Source organism: Mesorhizobium sp. J428 (assembly GCF_024699925.1).
Classification (GTDB): domain Bacteria; phylum Pseudomonadota; class Alphaproteobacteria; order Rhizobiales; family Rhizobiaceae; genus Mesorhizobium_A.
Genome location: NZ_JAJOMX010000001.1, coordinates 533,271 through 549,430, shown reverse-complemented (window position 1 = coordinate 549,430; position 16,160 = coordinate 533,271). Strand labels below are relative to the sequence as shown.

The 16,160-nt window shown below is 63.8% G+C and carries 15 protein-coding genes and 4 pseudogenes; 8 read left to right on the top strand and 11 right to left on the bottom strand.

What is annotated here, in order from left to right; translation table 11 throughout:
* Positions 1 to 17 precede the first annotated feature (17 nt).
* The 11 genes and pseudogenes from LRS09_RS02855 to LRS09_RS02805 form a co-directional block, all read right to left on the bottom strand.
* Positions 18 to 1,307, bottom strand: a complete 1,290-nt coding sequence (locus LRS09_RS02855) for an ABC transporter substrate-binding protein (protein WP_257804131.1) — start codon at positions 1,305 to 1,307, stop codon at positions 18 to 20.
* A 28-nt stretch (positions 1,308 to 1,335) separates the two neighbouring features.
* Positions 1,336 to 1,998, bottom strand: coding sequence for a DAPG hydrolase family protein (locus LRS09_RS02850; RefSeq protein ID WP_257804129.1), 663 nt, complete (start codon positions 1,996 to 1,998; stop codon positions 1,336 to 1,338).
* Between the two features lie 2 nt (positions 1,999 to 2,000).
* Positions 2,001 to 2,663 carry a DAPG hydrolase family protein gene (locus LRS09_RS02845; protein ID WP_257804127.1) on the bottom strand — a complete coding sequence of 221 codons (663 nt, stop codon included), beginning with the start codon at positions 2,661 to 2,663 and terminating at the stop codon, positions 2,001 to 2,003.
* A gap of 8 nt (positions 2,664 to 2,671) precedes the next feature.
* A complete protein-coding gene (locus LRS09_RS02840; RefSeq protein WP_257804126.1) occupies positions 2,672 to 3,952 on the bottom strand; it encodes an ABC transporter substrate-binding protein in 1,281 nt (426 codons plus the stop codon).
* Positions 3,945 to 4,388, bottom strand: a complete 444-nt coding sequence (locus tag LRS09_RS02835; RefSeq protein ID WP_257804125.1) for a 3-hydroxyacyl-CoA dehydrogenase family protein — start codon at positions 4,386 to 4,388, stop codon at positions 3,945 to 3,947. Before LRS09_RS02835 ends, LRS09_RS02840 begins: the two co-directional genes overlap by 8 nt.
* Positions 4,389 to 4,394: 6 nt before the next feature.
* Positions 4,395 to 4,511, bottom strand: a pseudogene (locus LRS09_RS02830) (3-hydroxyacyl-CoA dehydrogenase NAD-binding domain-containing protein); the annotation flags it as partial.
* A 115-nt stretch (positions 4,512 to 4,626) separates the two neighbouring features.
* Positions 4,627 to 4,827: pseudogene (locus tag LRS09_RS02825) on the bottom strand (3-hydroxyacyl-CoA dehydrogenase NAD-binding domain-containing protein); the annotation flags it as partial.
* A gap of 41 nt (positions 4,828 to 4,868) precedes the next feature.
* Positions 4,869 to 5,132: pseudogene (locus LRS09_RS02820) on the bottom strand (SDR family oxidoreductase); the annotation flags it as partial.
* Between the two features lie 121 nt (positions 5,133 to 5,253).
* Positions 5,254 to 5,574, bottom strand: a pseudogene (locus LRS09_RS02815) (SDR family NAD(P)-dependent oxidoreductase); the annotation flags it as partial.
* A gap of 83 nt (positions 5,575 to 5,657) precedes the next feature.
* The gene (locus LRS09_RS02810; RefSeq protein WP_257804124.1) at positions 5,658 to 6,008 is read right to left on the bottom strand and encodes a cupin domain-containing protein; all 351 of its coding nucleotides are present in this window, start codon (positions 6,006 to 6,008) and stop codon (positions 5,658 to 5,660) included.
* The gene (locus tag LRS09_RS02805; RefSeq protein ID WP_257804122.1) at positions 6,008 to 6,847 is read right to left on the bottom strand and encodes a cyclase family protein; all 840 of its coding nucleotides are present in this window, start codon (positions 6,845 to 6,847) and stop codon (positions 6,008 to 6,010) included. The genes LRS09_RS02810 and LRS09_RS02805 overlap by 1 nt, the downstream gene beginning before the upstream one ends.
* A gap of 136 nt (positions 6,848 to 6,983) precedes the next feature.
* On the opposite strand from LRS09_RS02805, the gene LRS09_RS02800 reads away from it, so the two are divergent.
* The 8 genes from LRS09_RS02800 (at position 6,984) to LRS09_RS02765 (ending at position 16,123) form a co-directional block, all read left to right on the top strand.
* Positions 6,984 to 7,757: an IclR family transcriptional regulator gene (locus LRS09_RS02800; protein ID WP_257804120.1), complete on the top strand. Its 774-nt coding sequence runs from the start codon at positions 6,984 to 6,986 to the stop codon at positions 7,755 to 7,757.
* A 472-nt stretch (positions 7,758 to 8,229) separates the two neighbouring features.
* Entirely contained in the window at positions 8,230 to 9,237 is a 1,008-nt protein-coding gene (locus LRS09_RS02795; protein WP_257804118.1) for a TRAP transporter substrate-binding protein, read from the top strand.
* A 25-nt stretch (positions 9,238 to 9,262) separates the two neighbouring features.
* Positions 9,263 to 9,733, top strand: coding sequence for a TRAP transporter small permease (locus LRS09_RS02790; RefSeq protein ID WP_257804117.1), 471 nt, complete (start codon positions 9,263 to 9,265; stop codon positions 9,731 to 9,733).
* Between the two features lie 11 nt (positions 9,734 to 9,744).
* Complete coding sequence (locus tag LRS09_RS02785; RefSeq protein ID WP_257804116.1) at positions 9,745 to 11,046, top strand: TRAP transporter large permease; 1,302 nt, start codon at positions 9,745 to 9,747, stop codon at positions 11,044 to 11,046.
* Positions 11,047 to 11,057: 11 nt separating this feature from the next.
* A complete protein-coding gene (locus tag LRS09_RS02780; protein ID WP_257804113.1) occupies positions 11,058 to 11,999 on the top strand; it encodes an NAD(P)-dependent oxidoreductase in 942 nt (313 codons plus the stop codon).
* The gene (locus LRS09_RS02775) at positions 11,996 to 13,486 is read left to right on the top strand and encodes an aldehyde dehydrogenase family protein (protein ID WP_308240270.1); all 1,491 of its coding nucleotides are present in this window, start codon (positions 11,996 to 11,998) and stop codon (positions 13,484 to 13,486) included. The genes LRS09_RS02780 and LRS09_RS02775 overlap by 4 nt, the downstream gene beginning before the upstream one ends.
* Entirely contained in the window at positions 13,486 to 15,090 is a 1,605-nt protein-coding gene (locus LRS09_RS02770; RefSeq protein WP_257804112.1) for a GMC family oxidoreductase, read from the top strand. Before LRS09_RS02775 ends, LRS09_RS02770 begins: the two co-directional genes overlap by 1 nt.
* 28 nt (positions 15,091 to 15,118) lie before the next feature.
* Positions 15,119 to 16,123 (top strand): TRAP transporter substrate-binding protein, encoded by a 1,005-nt coding sequence (locus tag LRS09_RS02765; RefSeq protein WP_257804110.1) that lies wholly within the window; start codon positions 15,119 to 15,121, stop codon positions 16,121 to 16,123.
* Positions 16,124 to 16,160 lie beyond the last annotated feature (37 nt).

The window sequence follows — 16,160 nt, the reverse complement described above, 5'->3', positions numbered from 1 at the left end:
ACGCCCGGCCAGCTTCGTCACGCCAGAAGGATAAGGTCACCGCCTGTCGGTATCTGCGGCGCGTTGGCGTTGGTCGTCACCACGAGGTCCACCTTGTCGCCCTGCTTTTGCCACTGGCCGGCGACTAGAGGGGTCTTGGTCACGTTCTTGACCGGACCCTTCGACCAGTCCACCGGTCCGACGATCGTCTCCATCGCGGTGGCCCGGATCGCCTCGACGATGGCAGCCGGATCCTCGAGATCGGCACTGCGCCTGACTACGTCGGCAACCACCTCGAACAATGCGTGCTTGAAGCCGATCGGCTGCGTCCAGGGACGTTCGGTCGCGGCGGTATAGTCGTCGGCGAGTTGACGCGCGCTCTCGCCGGTCAGGCTCGACTTGAAGGGGTGGTTTGGCGTCCACCAGATTTCCGACGACAGCCCGACGCCGCGCTCACCGAGTGAGGCGATGACAGAGGGGAACAGCAGCGCCTTGCCGATCGTCACTATCTTCGGCTTGAAGCCCTGCTGGCCTGCCTGGCTCCAGAAACTCGTGAAGTCCGGCGGAATCATATTGCCGGTCACGATCTCAGCGCCGGCATCCTTGAAGGCGGAAATCTGCGCCGTGAAATTGTCGGAGAGCGGTTGGTAGCGGCCGGGGTCGGTGAGCTTGAAGCCGGCGCCTTCGAGCGGCTTGGGAAATCCGCGTTCGGCGTCGCCCCAGGCGTTGCCGTCGGCGTCGTTCGGGAACAGGCCGCCCACCTTCTTGGCCACCCCGTCGTGATTCCAAAGCGCAAGGAACGAGGCGATGACGTCTTCCAGTCCCCAGAAGAAATGGTAGGTCGATTCGAAACCCTTATCCGGCACGCCGTTGCGCCCGAAGAAATAGGGCTGCCACGGGCAGTCGGTGGTGATGCACGGCGTACCGTTTACCTCGGCCTGATCGGAGACGGGATTGACGGTGTCGGGCGTCGAGGCGGCGACGATGATGTCCACCTCGTCCTTGAGGATCAGCTCCGACGCAACTTCGGACGCACGATTGGGATTGGACTGGCTGTCCTTGGAGATGATCTCGACCGCCCAGCTTTTGCCGTTATTCTCGATGCCAGCGGAAAACGCCTTGGAGATGCCGCCGAGGATGTGATCGTCGGCTTCAGCGAAGCCGGCGAGCGGACCGGTGCGCGGGCTGACGTGACCGACCTTCAACGTAGGCGTGTCGGCATAGGCGCGTGTGCCGCGCAATGTCGCAGGCATGGCGAGTGCGGTTGCCGCCGTGGCCATGAAGGCCCGACGTGACAGGGCGGGCAGGGTATTGCGTCCAGAAGTCATGTTCTCCTCCCAGAGATGACGATTGGTCTTAGTAAGAGGTGTCACCGCTATACTGGCGGTAGAGGATCGGCAGGAACTCGGCCAGGTAACCCATCTCCTCCGTAGCGTGCCGATGCAGCCGGCGCGCCAGTTCTTCAGTTACCGCCGTGCGGCGGATTGTGTCCGTTTCCTCTTGCGTGAACGGCTTCGCCGGGTCGCGGCTCTCGACGTGGCCGAGGAAGAAGCGCGAGCGCATCTCGCAGCCATAGTCGGTGTCCCGCACGAAGTGTGTCATGCGGCCGAGATTGATGGGCGCGTCCAGCGAGCCAATCTTGGCGCAGACCGCGACACCGCCAAACCCTCGATAGCGTGCCGCGTCGAAAAACTCCGTGGGGTCGCGGAAATTGATGCGCAGCCGGTAGACCGGGCCATCTGCACCGCCGAGATACTCGTGTACCAGATGGCTGGAACCGATGTACGTGCCCGCCTGCCGCTCCTCCCAGTTGCTGAACAGATGATCGTCGGGGTGCCAGAGCTTGTATTGCTCCGTTCCACCCAGCCAGCCGAACCACCAGTCCACCATCTTGGCGCGCGAGCCCGGCATGCGGGTCAACGCGCAGACGGTTCTGAACCCGTCGTCATAGGCAGCGACGCCGGACTCCAGCGGCAGGTAGCCTCGGTCGAGCAGATCGTTGATAGCTTCGAAGCGCATCTCTAGAGCTCCGTGTCGCCGGTGGCCTGGCGATAGAGGACAGGCAGAAATTCGGCCAGGTAGCCCATCTCCTCCGTAGCGTGCTGATGCAGGCGTCTCGCAAGCTCGTGGGTAACGCGCTCGGCACGCAATTGCGCCGCTTTCTCCTTCGAGAAGGGAGCGGTCGCATCCCGGCTCGCCAAATCGCCGAGGAAGAAGCGCGAACGCATCTCGCAGCCGAAGGATGTGTTGCGAACGAAATGGATCGTGCGGCCATGGTCCACCGGAGACTCCAGTGAGCCTGTCCGCGCGCAGATGGCGACGCCGTCGAAGTCATCATACGCGTCGGCGTCCAGGAACTCGGAAGGGTCGCGGAAATTGATCCTGAGCTTCATCAGCGGGCCGTCGCTTCCCGCCATATATTCGTGCACGAGATGACTTGCGCCGATGTAGCTGCCAGGCGTGCGGTTTTCCCAATCGCTGAACACATGATCGCGAGGATGCCAGATCTTGTATTGCTCGGTGCCGCCTAGCCAGCCGAACCACCAAGCCACCATTTTGGCGCGGCAGCGCGGCATGCGCGTCAACGCGCAGACGGTACGGTAGCCGTCCTCGAAATCGATGATCCCGGACTCAACCGGCAGATAGCCGGGTTGAAAGAGTTGGTTGGCGTCCTCGAATCGCATGGAGCTGTTCACAAGGCGACCAGGCCGCCCGATGCGGCGATCGGTTCCTTCGTCGGGTTCGCACGAATGATGAGTTCGAACTTGTCGCCCGACTTCATCCACTGGCCGCCGACAATCGGCATCTTGGTCACGTTCTTGATAGGCGAGCCTTCCCATTTCACGCGCCCGGCCACGGTCTCATGGTCGGTCGCCTTGATAGCCCCTACCACCGCGTCACGGTCTGACGGGTCGCCGGAGCGCGCCAGCACGTCCAGCGCGATCTCGAACAGCGCGTGTTTGGATCCGAGCAATTGTATCCACTGTCGCCCCGTCTCCTGCTCCCAGGCCGAACAGAGGCTTTCGGGCGTTTCGCCGGTGGCCGCCGATCTGTAGGGATAGGTGCGATGCCAGCTCACCTCGGCCGAGAGGCCGTTGCCGATACCGCCGATCGTCTGCAGCGTCTTGGGCAGGAGCAGCGTCTTGCCGATGGATGCGACCTTAGGCTTGAACCCCTGCTGAGCCGCCTGAGTCCAGAAGGCGAAGAATTCCGGAGGGACCATCGTCGCCACGACAATGTCAACGCCAGCTTTCTTGAACGCGGTGATCTGCGCCGTGAAGTCGTCGGCCATGGGCGTATAGCGCCCGGCATCCACACCCTGGTAACCCGCTTTGGCTAGCGCCGCTGGAAAGCCGAATTCGGCGTTGCCCCAGGCATTTCCGTCCGCATCATTGGCGAACATCATGCCAACCTTCTTGTTCGTCTCGATGGTCTGCCAGAGCGCCAAGTAGGCGGCGATGACGTCCTCAAGCCCGAAGGCGAACAGCCAACTCCAGTCGAAGCCTTTCTCCGGCGTGCTGTTGCGTCCGAAGACGAAGGGCTGCCAGGGGCAGGAATTGGCGACCATCGGCACGCCGTTCACCTCTGCCTGGTCGGCTACGGGATTGACGGTGTCCGGGCCGCCGGCAGCGATCAGCAGATCGACATTGTCGTCCAGGATGAGCTGGCTCGCTACTTCCGACGCGCGGTTGGCGCTGGATTGACTGTCCTTGATGACGAATTCGACCGGACGGGTAACGTCCTTCGTCGCGATGCCGGCAGCAATCAGCTTTTCGAACCGCTTCAAGATGAACGGATCGGGTTCGCCGAAGAAGGCAAGCGGCCCGGTTTGCGGGGTCACAAAGCCGATGCGCACCGGCTCGCTCGAGGCAAACGATTTCGAGACACGCAACACAGCCGGCGCTGCGAGCGTAGCGGTCAACCCTGCCAGAAACGTCCTCCGCGGCAGCACCTTCCGAAATGGATTATGCATTCGATCCTCCCAGACCAGAGATGGACTTCTTCAAGTGGTCGAATACCCGGGCGCGCAGCGCCGCGGCCTCTGCCGGCGTCCAGGCGCGGAAACCTTCCCCCGTCTTCATCCCGAGCCGGTTCTCGTTCACGAGTTTCGACAGATAAGGCGAGGGCGAGGGCGAACGATCGAGATGCGGCAGCACCACCTTATGGATGTCGAGCGTGAGGTCGGTGCCGACGAGATCGGCGTTCTCGATCGGGCCTAACACGGCAAGCCGGCGCCCGAAGCTCGCCTTGACGACCGCGTCGACTGTCTCGGCATCTGCGATGCCATCCGCGACGATGGCGATGGCCTCGCGCCATAGTGCGTGCTGGAGGCGGTTGCCTACGAAGCCGGGCACGTCCTTTTTGACATGCACCGGCTCCTTGCCGACCGCGCGAAGCAGCGTGATCATCCGATCGATTGCCTTCGGATCCGTCGTTGCCGTGCCGACAACCTCGACCAGTGGTACGAGGAAGGGCGGATTCCACCAATGCGTGCCGAGTATCCGATCGCTCGTTTTCAGCCCCTCGGCGATTTGCGTGATCGGGATGACGGACGTGTTCGAGGCCAGGAGTGCGTCCGGGCGCGACAGGCGTACTTAGGTCGGCGAAGAGGGCGCGTTTCAGTTCGAGCTTCTCGGGCGCCGCCTCGATGACGATCTCGGCGTTTTGCACGGTTTCGGCCAGGTCGACATGGTCGCTGACCCGATCTTCCGCGCCGTTCTCCATTCCGAGCTGATCGAGATTGGCCCGGATGCGCGACCGCAAGGTGGCGAGCGACTCCGCATGGGAATCGTAGACCCGTACCGAGTGTCCGGCGGACGCGAAGACCTGAGCGATGCCATGCCCCATCAGGCCGGCGCCGACGACCGCGATGGTTTTGTGCCGCGTGCTCATCCGGACGTGTATCCTCCGTCGGCGTAGAGGATGTGGCCCGTGTAGAAGTCCGAGGCACGGGAGGCGAGGAAGAGGAGGGGACCGGCTAGATCTTCGGGTTCGCCGAGCCGGCCCTTCGGCACGCGGGCGAGGAAGCCGTTGCGCACGGCGCGGGCGTTGTCGGTGTCCTCGAACATCCACGCCGTCAGCGGCGAGCGGAAGACGGTCGGCGCGATGGCGTTGACCGTGATGCCGCTCGCACCGAGCTCGCAGCCCAAGGCCCTGGTGAGGCCGTCGACTGCAGACTTTGACGCGCAATATGCGGTGTACCCCGGCCGGGTGGCCCAGCAGGCCGCGTGCCGATGACATCAGCACGATCTTGCCGCCGTCGCCCTGTGCCAGCATCTGTCTGGTTGCGGCGCGCGCCATCAGCCAGGACTGGGTGACGTTCGCATCCATCACGTCAAGGAAGCGGCCGGGCGCCATGTCGTTGATTTTCGCAACGTCGTTCTTGCCGGAGGCGACCACCAGAATGTCCACGCGGCCGAAGTGCGCGACCGTTTCGACGACGATCTTGTCGCAGGCTGCTTCGTCCCACGGCCGAGCGTTGAGGCAGAGCGTTTCAGCTTCACCGCAGGCCGCGGCCGTCTCGGCGAGCGCTGCGGCATTGCCGGCGACCAGCGCGAGCTTGGCGCCGGCGCCGGCGAGCGTCTCGGCCGCCACGACCCCGAATGCGCCAGACGCGCCGGTGACGATCGCCACCCTGCCGGCGATGTCGAACAGCGAAAGCGGGTTCTTCAGCGCGCTCACGATATATGTCCCGGCGGATAGGGGATGATGACCAGCATGGTGCAGACGCGGTTGGCGCGGTTGACGATCTCGCGTAACTCGTGCGGGGCGACGGTGCAGGAATCGAGCGGTCCGAGCACGGTCTCCACGCCGTCCGCGATGACGGTCATCTCGCCATCAAGCACGACATAGACCTTCTCGAACGGCGTGGAGTCCGGCCCGGCACCACCTCCCGGGAGGAATTGCGAGAGGCCGACCCACTGGTTCCGCGGTCCGCCCGGCTCGAAGCCCTGGAGCCTCAGCCCGACGACTCCGCGGTGGTTCGGCGCGTCGTAGGGCTTGGCGTCGGCAAAGCGTCTGGTCAGCATCAGAAGGCCTCGCCCTTCTCGATACGGTAGTTCTGGCCTCGGTCGATCATTGCGACCAGGCGGATGATACAGCCGTCGCCGCGGTCCCAGTTGATCGGGAAGAAGGCAAAGGTGCAGCGCTTTCCCGTGACAGCGTCGAGATCGCCGCCGACATTTTCGATGCCGAGAATGCCGGCCTTGAAGATTTTCTGGTGAACCGGCTCCCATTCGGGGAAATCGTCCTGCCAGTCGCGGCCGCCCGACCATTCCTTATATTCTGCGGCCAAGTGAGGCAGCAGTGGCCCGTTGCGCTGCGGGCCGATCGCTGTGGCCAGGGGATGGTCGTTGGCCTGCGTGTCGTGACCGACCACCTTGACGCCCTTTTCGATCATCCAGTCGGCGGCCGACGGCACGAAGCCGGGGCAATAGGCGAAATAGTCACCGTCCTCGTATACCTTGTGCCAGCCTGTGTTGATGATCAGCACGTCGTTCTTGCGGATCGCCTTGCCGCAGGCCTTCTCGAGATCGTCGCCTGTGATGGGCTCCCACTTCTTCTTTGGCAGCGACACTACGATGCCAGACCCGAAGAAATGCGGTAGCGGCACCTCGTCGATGAAAGGCGTGCCCTGAACCACATGCGCCGGTGCATCGATGTGGGTGGTGACGTGCATGGTCGTCGTGATCGTCTGCGACAGCACGCCAGACTTGGCCATGTAGTGCATACGCTCGATGCGCACGTCGCGGAAATAGGGCCAGTTCGGGCACTGGAAGCCGAAACGGTGCGACAGATTGTAGAACTCGATGCCCATCGGGTTGTCGAGGTTGGACTGAAACTCGATTCCGCGAACAGTTATCGACATGGACAATTCTCTCCGTTCGCCCGGGTGTCTCCGGGCGGTGCAGCACGCATGAAATTTTCCGATGCTCCTCCCAGAGCATGTATTGCCAAACGCTATGCCTGACTTGTATTGCGGTCAATATGTACCGCATTGCGGGATGAAGAGGACAAAGGTGATATCTCGTCGAACTTCCAGCGCCTCGCCTGCCGAGGATCGAAACGGCATTCAGGTCATCGCCCGCGCAGCGGCTGTCTTGCGTGCCTTGAAGGGTTCGTCTGGCATGAGCCTAGGCCAGATTGCCGAGCGCGTCGGTCTGCCGCGCTCGACGGTGCAGCGCATCGTCCGTGCTCTGCTGGCGGAGCGCCTGGTCATCAGTTCCAGCGGCGGCACCGGGATAAGGCTCGGCCCCGAACTTCACGCGCTGTCGGAGGCCGCGCGATTCAATGTAGTCGATCTGATGCGGCCGCTGCTCCAGCGTCTTTCGGCGCAGACCGAGGAAACGGTCGATCTCTCCGTCCTGCGCGACGGCAGGATGGTCTTCATCGATCAGGTGTCCGGCTCGCACCGTCTGCGCGCGATCTCGGCGGTGGGAGAGGCCTTTCCGCTCGCCACGACCGCCAATGGCCGCTCATGCCTGGCGCTTATGGACGATGACGCCGCGCTGCAACTGGTCAGCGCAGAGGTCGGCCCCGAGAAGGCGAAGAAGGTGATCGCGATGCTGGCCGACATACGCCGAAGCGGCCTTGCCTTTGACGAGGATGAGCACACGCTGGGTATCTCAGCCGTCGGCTTCGGGTTCGTCGACCTGAAGGGCGACTGCTATGCCGTCTCGGTGCCGATCCCCACTAGCCGCTTCGCCGCCCAGCGCGAGCGCGTCTCGGCAGCGCTGCGGCTGTTGAAACAACCGGTGGAAACGCTGCTGGGCAAGTAGCGCCAGATCGAAGTCATCCCCGCCGACCGCGCCGGGCCATCCTGATGTTGTCGACGAGTACATGGCGGGGGGAGCGCGTGCGACAGTGCAGATAAACGTCGCCTTCGAAGCCAACTCAGTGGCGCGGCACCTGGTCCTATAAGGCCGGTTGCCGTTCCGAACTTGATCCTCGGCAACGCTGCGCGGCTGAGGGCCGTTTTGGAGATCGCAGCCAGGTCCGCTCCCTGCGATCCGTATTCGGGAGTTGCTGCATCCCAATCGACCCTCGGAAAGACAGCATGTTAACGAGTTGGCGTATCCGACAGGTCTGTCTCCGGATCTGTGCAGAACGTGCCTCTATGGGCTCTGTCCCAGCGTTTCTGGTCGTTCCAAATGGGTAGGATGCCGGCCTTTCCGGTTTGACAGCGCAAAAATTACTTAATATGTTAAATCAGTGACGGCCCCAGCCGTTGCGAACGGGAGGATTCTACACATGAGAAGCGCTTTGGTGGCCGGCCTAGTTGCCGCCGCGATGATCACGCCTGCTTACGCGCAAGAGAAGGAGATCCGGGTCTCATTCTGGATTCCGCCGACCCATGTTCTGGTCAAGACCTTCGAGGAATGGGGAAAGTCGCTGACGGAAGCGTCTGGCGGCACGATCAAGGTCACGCTCTTCCCGGCCGAGCAATTGGGCAAGGCTGTCGATCAATACGACATGGCGCGCGACGGTATCGCCGAGATGACGATGGTCGCGCCGGCCTACAACAGTGGCCAGTTCCCCATCTTCCTGCTCGACGAGGTGCCGTTCCTCTTCAGCAACAGCACGAAGGGCGTTCGCGCGCTGCACGAATGGTATCTCAACTACGCCGATCTGGAGATGCCCGAGGTCAAGCTCTGTGTCATGGCCATGCATCATCCGGCGACGCTGCACATGAAGTCGGAGCAGGTGAAGGCGCCTGCCGACATGAACGGAAAGAAGCTCCGCGTGGCCGGCGCCACCTCGGTGGCCTATGTCACGGGGCAGGGGGCGACGACCGTCCAGGCGGCCCTTCCGGAGGTGCGCGAGCTCGTCGAGCGTGGCGTGGTCGACGGCATCACCTTCCCCTGGGACCTGTCCGTCATCAACTCCAAGGACAGCCTCAAATATCACGTCGACCTGCCGATCTATATCGGCACGCAGGGCTTCGTTCTCAACAAGCCGTTCTATGACGGGCTGACGGATGCGCAGAAGGCGGCGGTGGACTCGCACTGCACGCCAGAATGGTCCGAGAAGTTGTCGACGCCGTGGGCGGAGCGCGAGCTCAAGGCCAAGGCGGATCTGATCGCCGATCCCGGTCATGTCGTCTACAAGCCGAGCGAGGAAGAAACCAAGCAGTGGGTCGCGGCCGGCGACAGCATTCGCGAGAAGGCGGTAGCGGCGGTGTCCCGCTACAAGCTCGACGGCAACAAGCTGCTCGATGAACTGAAGAAGAAGCTCGCCGAATACGGCGCCGGCTTCTGATCTTCCAGCGCGACGGGCATACGCCATGCTTTCACGTTTTCTCTCCGCCATCGACGTCGTGTCCGGTCTACTGCTAGGGTGTGTCGTCGCGCTGACCTTCATCGAGGCATCTCTGCGCTACCTGTTCGGAGTGCAGGTTCCGGATGCCTACTCCCTCTCCGGCTACGCGCAGGGCGTAGCCATCTTCTGGGGCATCGCCAGCGCGACCTATGCGGGCAGGCACATCAATGTCGATATCCTCTGGGATGCGGCAAATGCGTTGAACCGGCTCCGCATCGATGTGTGCGCCGCAGTCGTATCGGGCCTGTTTCTGGGCACGATGGCTTACATGCTCACTCTGAAGGTCCTGCGCAGCAGGGCAAGTTTCGAAGTCACAAACGAGCTTCAACTTTCGGTGTGGCTGTTCCTCGCGGCAGCGGCCGCAGGCGCCGCCTTCGCGTCGATCGTCGCATTCGTGCGCGCCTATCGCCTGGTTCGCGGCACACTCACAGCCTGACGAGAGTTTTCATGAGCAACACGTTCATCGCCATCGGCGGCTTCGTCATCATGTTCGCCCTGATGGCACTGCGCGTGCCTATCGGCTTCTCGATGGGTATCGCCGGCGTGATCGGCTTCGCCGGGGTCAACGGCTTCTGGCCTGGCCTCAATCTCCTGATGAACTCGCCTTTCCGGACCGTCACCGACTACACACTCTCGGTGATACCGATGTTCGTGCTGATGGGCATCTTCGCCACGGCCGGCGGGATGAGCCGCGAGTTGTTCCGCGCCAACAAGGCCTGGTTCGGGCATCTCAAGGGCGGGTCCATCATCTCCACCATTCTGGCTTGCGGCGGCTTTGCCGCCATCAACGGCTCGTCGGTTGCTACGGCCGCGACGATGACCACCGTTGCGCTGCCGGAGATGCGCGAACAGGGCTATGATCCCGGGATCTCGGCCGGCGCGATCGCTGCAGGCGGAACGCTGGGCATCATGATCCCGCCGTCCGTCGTCATGCTGCTCTACGGCATCCTGACGGACCAGAACGTGTCGAAGCTGTTCATGGCGGGTATCCTGCCGGGCCTTCTCGCCATCGTCATGTATATCGCCACCACACGGATCGTGATCCACTTCCGGCCAGAGCTTTGCCCCGTGGGCGCGCGCAGTCCCTGGAGCGAACGCATCGACTCGCTGAAGGACATCTGGGCCACGCTTCTTCTCTTCGCTGTTGTCGTGGGAGCCATGTACGGCGGCTTCGTTACTGTCACGGAGGCGGCGAGCGTCGGTGCGGTCGGCGCAATGGTGATCGGCATACTGCGCGGCCGGCTTGGGCCGAAGCGGATACTGCGATGTCTCGTGGAGGCGTTGCAGACCAGCGCATCGATCTTCGTGATCGCCGTGGGCGCCTATCTCTTCGGCTATTTCCTCACCGTGACGCAGACGACCCAGAAGCTGACGGATCTTCTCGTGCACCTGCCGGTCGGCCCCTATGGCGTGCTCGCGCTGATCCTGGTCGTCTACCTCATCATGGGCGCGCTCATGGACGAGCTGGCGATCATCCTGCTGACGGTACCCATCATCTATCCGGTGATCGTGGCGCTCGGTTTCGACCCGATCTGGTTCGGAGTGATCATTGTCATGGTCGTGACGCTCGGACTTATCCTGCCCCCGGTCGGCATGAACGTGTTCGTCATCAATTCGATCTCGAGAGATGTTTCGTTAGGGCAGATCTATCGCGGCGTGATGCCGTTCATCGCGTCGGACATCCTACGGCTCATCATCCTGGTCCTGTTCCCGTGGATCTCGCTGGCGATTCCGAATTCGATGAACTGAGAGAAGGATCAATGACCGACATAATCGCGGCGCCGGGGCCGGTGGGATTTCTCGGCCTCGGAGCCATGGGCAGCGGCATGGCTGCGACGCTTGCCCGCAACGGGTTCACAGTAAAGGCGCATGACCTATCCGAAGAGCGCAGGCGCGAGTTCGAGCAGGCGACCGGGCAGGCGGCAGCCACATCGCCCACGGATGCGCTGAGCGATGTGGCGGCGGTGGTGCTGATGCTGCCCGATGGGAGTTTTGTGCGGCGAGCGCTGCTCGGCGAGGGCGATGGGGAGCGGCCGATCGCGGTGTCACGGCCCGACATGCTGATAATCGATTGCTCATCTTGCGCTCCGTCCGACACCCAATCGCTGGCAGCGGATCTGCGGGAGCTCGGCTTCGCGATGGTGGATTCGCCGGTCTCAGGCGGTGTTCCCGGTGCGCGCGCCGGAACGCTGACGATGATGGCCGGCGGCCCGGAGGATGCCGTGCGCCGCGCAGATGCGATCCTTCGCGGCATGGGCCGCACCGTCTTCCACACCGGCCCTTCGGGCTCCGGCCACGCAATGAAGACGCTGGTCAACTATATCGGCACCAGCCAGATGCTGCTCGACTTCGAGGCGCTGCTGATCGGCCAACGGTTCGGGCTGAAGCCGGCGACGATGGTCGAGATCCTCAACGTCTCCTATGCGAAGAATCTCTCGACCGAGATCGTGCTGGCGCAGCAGATCCTGTCCGAGCGGTTTGCGCACAATTTCAGCCTGGCGCTGGCGACCAAGGATGCGCGGATCGCGGCCGAGACCGCAGAGGCAGTAGGCTTCGGAGAGACCACGCCGCGGCATTTCGCCCGCGTGCTGGGGAATGCCCTGGCAACGATCGGCGATACCGATCTCACGCGTGTCTACCAATATCTCGACAGCCTCTGGGGCCGTCAGCCCGCAAACAGCCGACCGGAAGAGCAGCCATGAACATGCAGGTAACCTCCCTCGCCATCGACAAGGCCCGCGCGTGGATCGCGCGGCCCAAGAGGATGATGATCGACGGCCGCTGGGTCGAAGCGGAAAACGGCGGGAACTTCGATACGCTTGATCCTTCCGACGGGTCGGTGCTGTGCTCCGTTCCGCGCGGCACGGAAGCGGACATCGATCGCGCCGTTGCGGCCGCGCGCAAGGCCTTCGAAGGCCCATGGCGGAAGATCACCCCGGCGCAGCGCGCGGCGATGATGTGGCGTCTGGCCGAACTGATGGATCTCCACCGGGAGGAACTGGCGATCCTGGAGACGCTCGACAACGGCAAGCCGTTGCGGGTCTCGCTTGGTATGGACGTGCCGTTCGCTGCCGAGCGTCTACGCTACAATGCCGGCTGGGCGACCAAGATCAACGGAGAGACGCCGCCGATGTCGTTGCCGGGCGAATGGCTCGGCTACACGGTCCGCGAGCCGGTCGGAGTGGTCGGCCATATCGTGGCGTGGAACGCGCCGATCGCATCGGCCGTCGGCAAACTGGCGCCGAGTTTGGCTGCAGGGTGCACCATGGTCCTGAAGCCGGCGGAGCAGACGCCGCTGACGGCGCTGCGGCTTGGCGAACTGATCGAGGAAGCGGGCTTTCCCGCCGGTGTCGTCAACATCGTCACCGGCTTCGGCGAAGACGCGGGCGCGGCGATCGCAGCCCATCGGGATGTCGACAAGATCTCGTTCACCGGCTCGACCGAGGTGGGCAAGATCATCGTGCGGGCCGCGGCCGACAATCTGAAGCGGCTGACGCTTGAGCTGGGCGGAAAGTCGCCGGTCATCGTCATGCCTGACGCCGATCTCGACAAGGCTATTCCCGGCGTCGCCAATGGCATCTTCTTCAATTCCGGCCAGGTCTGCACCGCCGGCTCGCGCCTCTTCGCACACGCATCGGTCTTCGACGACCTCGTCAAGGGCGTCGCGGAACGGGCGAGGACGCTCAAGGTGGGGGCGGGCCTCGACCCTGCAACCGAGATCGGCCCGCTGGTGTCGGATGTGCAGCAGGACCGCGTCGCCGGCTACATCCGTTCCGGCCTATCGGACGGCGCGGAGGCGATCGTCGGCGGCCGCACCGTCGACCGTCCCGGCTATTTCGTCGAACCGACGATCCTGGGCCGCACCCGCCGTGACATGGCGGTGCGGCGCGAGGAAATCTTCGGGCCGGTGCTGTGCGCCGTCTCGTTCGACGACACGACCCTCGACGCGCTCGCCGCAGAGGCAAACGACACGAGCTACGGGCTCGCCGCCAACGTCTTCACCAGCAATCTCAGTGCCGCGCACAAGCTTGCTTCGCGTATTCGCGCAGGGACGATCAAGATCAACGGGGGCGGTCTCGACCAGGGTCTTCCGGCCGGCGGTTTCAAGCAGTCCGGCTGGGGCCGCGAATACGGCCGCGAGGGCGTCGAGATCTACACCGAGATCAAGTCGGTGCTGGTGTCGCTCTAATGATGGGGCGAGATGCTGCCGACGAGACATTCGATTTCCTCATCGTCGGTGGCGGCACCGCGGGCTGCGTGCTCGCGAACCGGTTGTCGGAGAACCCGCGGAACTCGGTCTGCCTGCTGGAGGCGGGGCCCGAAGACCGCCACCCGTATATTCATGTTCCCGTCGGCATGGTCGGCCTGATCAATCACCCGAAGCTCGGCTGGGGCTACGTGTCGACGCCGCAGCACGGGCTCGGCGGCCGGGAGATCCCGGTTCCGCGCGGGCGTATGCTCGGCGGCAGCGGCGGCCTCAACGGCATGGTCTACACACGCGGTCACCGGCGTGACTACGACGGCTGGCGCGCGATGGGGAATGTCGGCTGGGGCTACGAAGACCTGCTGCCCTATTTCCGCCGTTCGGAGGACAATCTCGATCTCGACGGCCCCTTCCACGCCAAGGGCGGGCCATTCACGGTCGCGACGGCGAGGCAGCCCAATCCGCTCGCCGGCGCTTTTCTCGAGGCCGCGGCCGAACTCGGCTTTGCCCGCAACGACGACATCAACGGAGCGGAACAGGACGGTTTCGGCCTGCGCCAGGTGAACATCCTGCGCGGTGCGAGGGTCACCACGGCGACAGCCTTTCTGCGTCCGGCGCGGCGAAGGTCCAATCTGCGGGTCGTGACAGGCGCTGATGTATCGCACGTCACCATCGAGGACGGGCGCGCGACGGGCGTTCAGCTCTGCGGCCGGGTTCGGCGAAGGGTGCGGGCGCGTCGCGAGGTCGTGCTGGCGGCGGGAACCTTCGGGTCGCCGACGATCCTGATGCGGTCGGGCATCGGCCACGGCGAAGATCTCCTTCGCCTGGGGATACCGGTGGTGCGCCATCGGCCGCAGGTCGGGCAGAATCTCGCGGATCATCCGTCGTCCCAGGTCGTGTGGGAGGGATCGACCCGAGATTCCTACGGCATCTCGCTGGCCAAGCTTCCGCACCTCGCCGGTGAGGCAGCGCGCTACGTCCTGCGCCGCGAGGGAATGTTCGCGTCCAATATCTTCGAGGCTGCCGGCTATGTGAGAACCCTGCCGCACCTCGACCGGCCGGACGTGCAGCTCGTCTTCTGCCCGGCCTTGCGCAAGCCGGGCGGCACGCTCGGCGTCGGCCACGGCTTCTCGATCGGCGTGGTCGCGCTGCATCCGGCGTCGACCGGTTCGGTGCGGCTGTCCGGAGTGCGCGTGGACGACAAGCCGCTGATCGACTTCGGTCTTTTCTCGGATAGTGCGGACGTCGCGACCATTGTCCGAGGGCTGCGCATCGCGAAACGCCTGGCGACCAGCCGAGCGCTGGCACGATACGGACGGGTGGAGATTGTCCCTGGCCCCGAGTGGCGCGACGCCGACCTTGGCGACTTCGTGCGCCGCACCGCCGCGACCGCGTTCCATCCCGTTGGTACCTGCCGGATGGGAGCTGATCCGCCGTCCGTGGTCGATCCCGAGCTTCGCGTGCGTGGCGTGTCCGGCCTGTGCGTCGCGGACGCCTCGATCATGCCGTCCATCGTCGGCGGCAACACCAATGCCCCCGTCATCATGATCGCCGAAAAGGCGAGCGACCTGATCGCGGGCCGCATGTGACGAACCAAACAAGAAGGAGGAGACTGAAATGAGACTGAAATTGTTCAGCCTGGCGCTCGCCGCCACGGCCAGCCTTGTAACCGGGTCTGCCCTGGCGCAAGACAAGACGTTGAAACTGTCTTTCTATCCGCCGGCAGTCCATCCGATGGTGGGAGCCCTGGAGGCGTGGGGCAAGTCGCTGACGGAGGCGACCGGCGGCTCGGTCAAGGTCGAGATTTATACCTCCGAACAGCTCGGCAAGGCGGTGGACCAGTACGACATGGCCCGCGACGGCATTTCAGACATGTCGATGGCGCCTCCCGGCCTGACGCCCGGCCGGTTCCCGATCATCACGCTGACCGAGATTCCGTTTACCTTCGAGGAAGTCGGCAAGGGCAGCGGAAGTCTCCACCGCTGGTATCAGAAATATGCCGACAAGGAGATGGGCGACGTCAAGCTCTGCATGGTCATCCTGCACGACCCGGGCATCCTTCACATGGCGGGCAAGCAGCCGAAGGTTCCCGCCGACATGGCTGGCACCAAGATCCGTCCGGCCAACGGCACGATGGCGAACTATCTGTCGGGCATGGGCGCCAGCACCGTCCAGGCGGCAATGGGCGAGATCCGAGAACTGGTCGAGCGTGGCGTGGTGGACGGCATCACCTTCCCGTGGAACTCGGTGTTCCTCACCAAGGCGGAATCGAAGCTGACCTATCATCTCGATGTCGGCATGTACACCGCGCCGAACGCCTTCGTGATGAACCAGAGCTTCTATGACGGGCTCTCAGACGACCAGAAGAAGGCCGTCGACGGGCATTGCACGCCGGAATGGTCGGCGAAGCTGGCGACGCCGTGGGCGGAATTCGAACGCGCCGGGCGCGAGAAGTTCGCCAATCTCGAAGGCCATACGCTCTACAGGCCGACCGACGAAGAACTCGCGCTGTGGAAGAAGGCCGCAGAGCCGCAGGCCGCCCGTATTTTCGAGGGCATGAAGCGCCTTGGCCTCGACGGGCAGACGCTGCTCGACGAACTCAAGGCCGAAATGGCGAAGTGATGGCGCGAGCGGGCCGGCCTGCGCCGGCCCGCCTGGC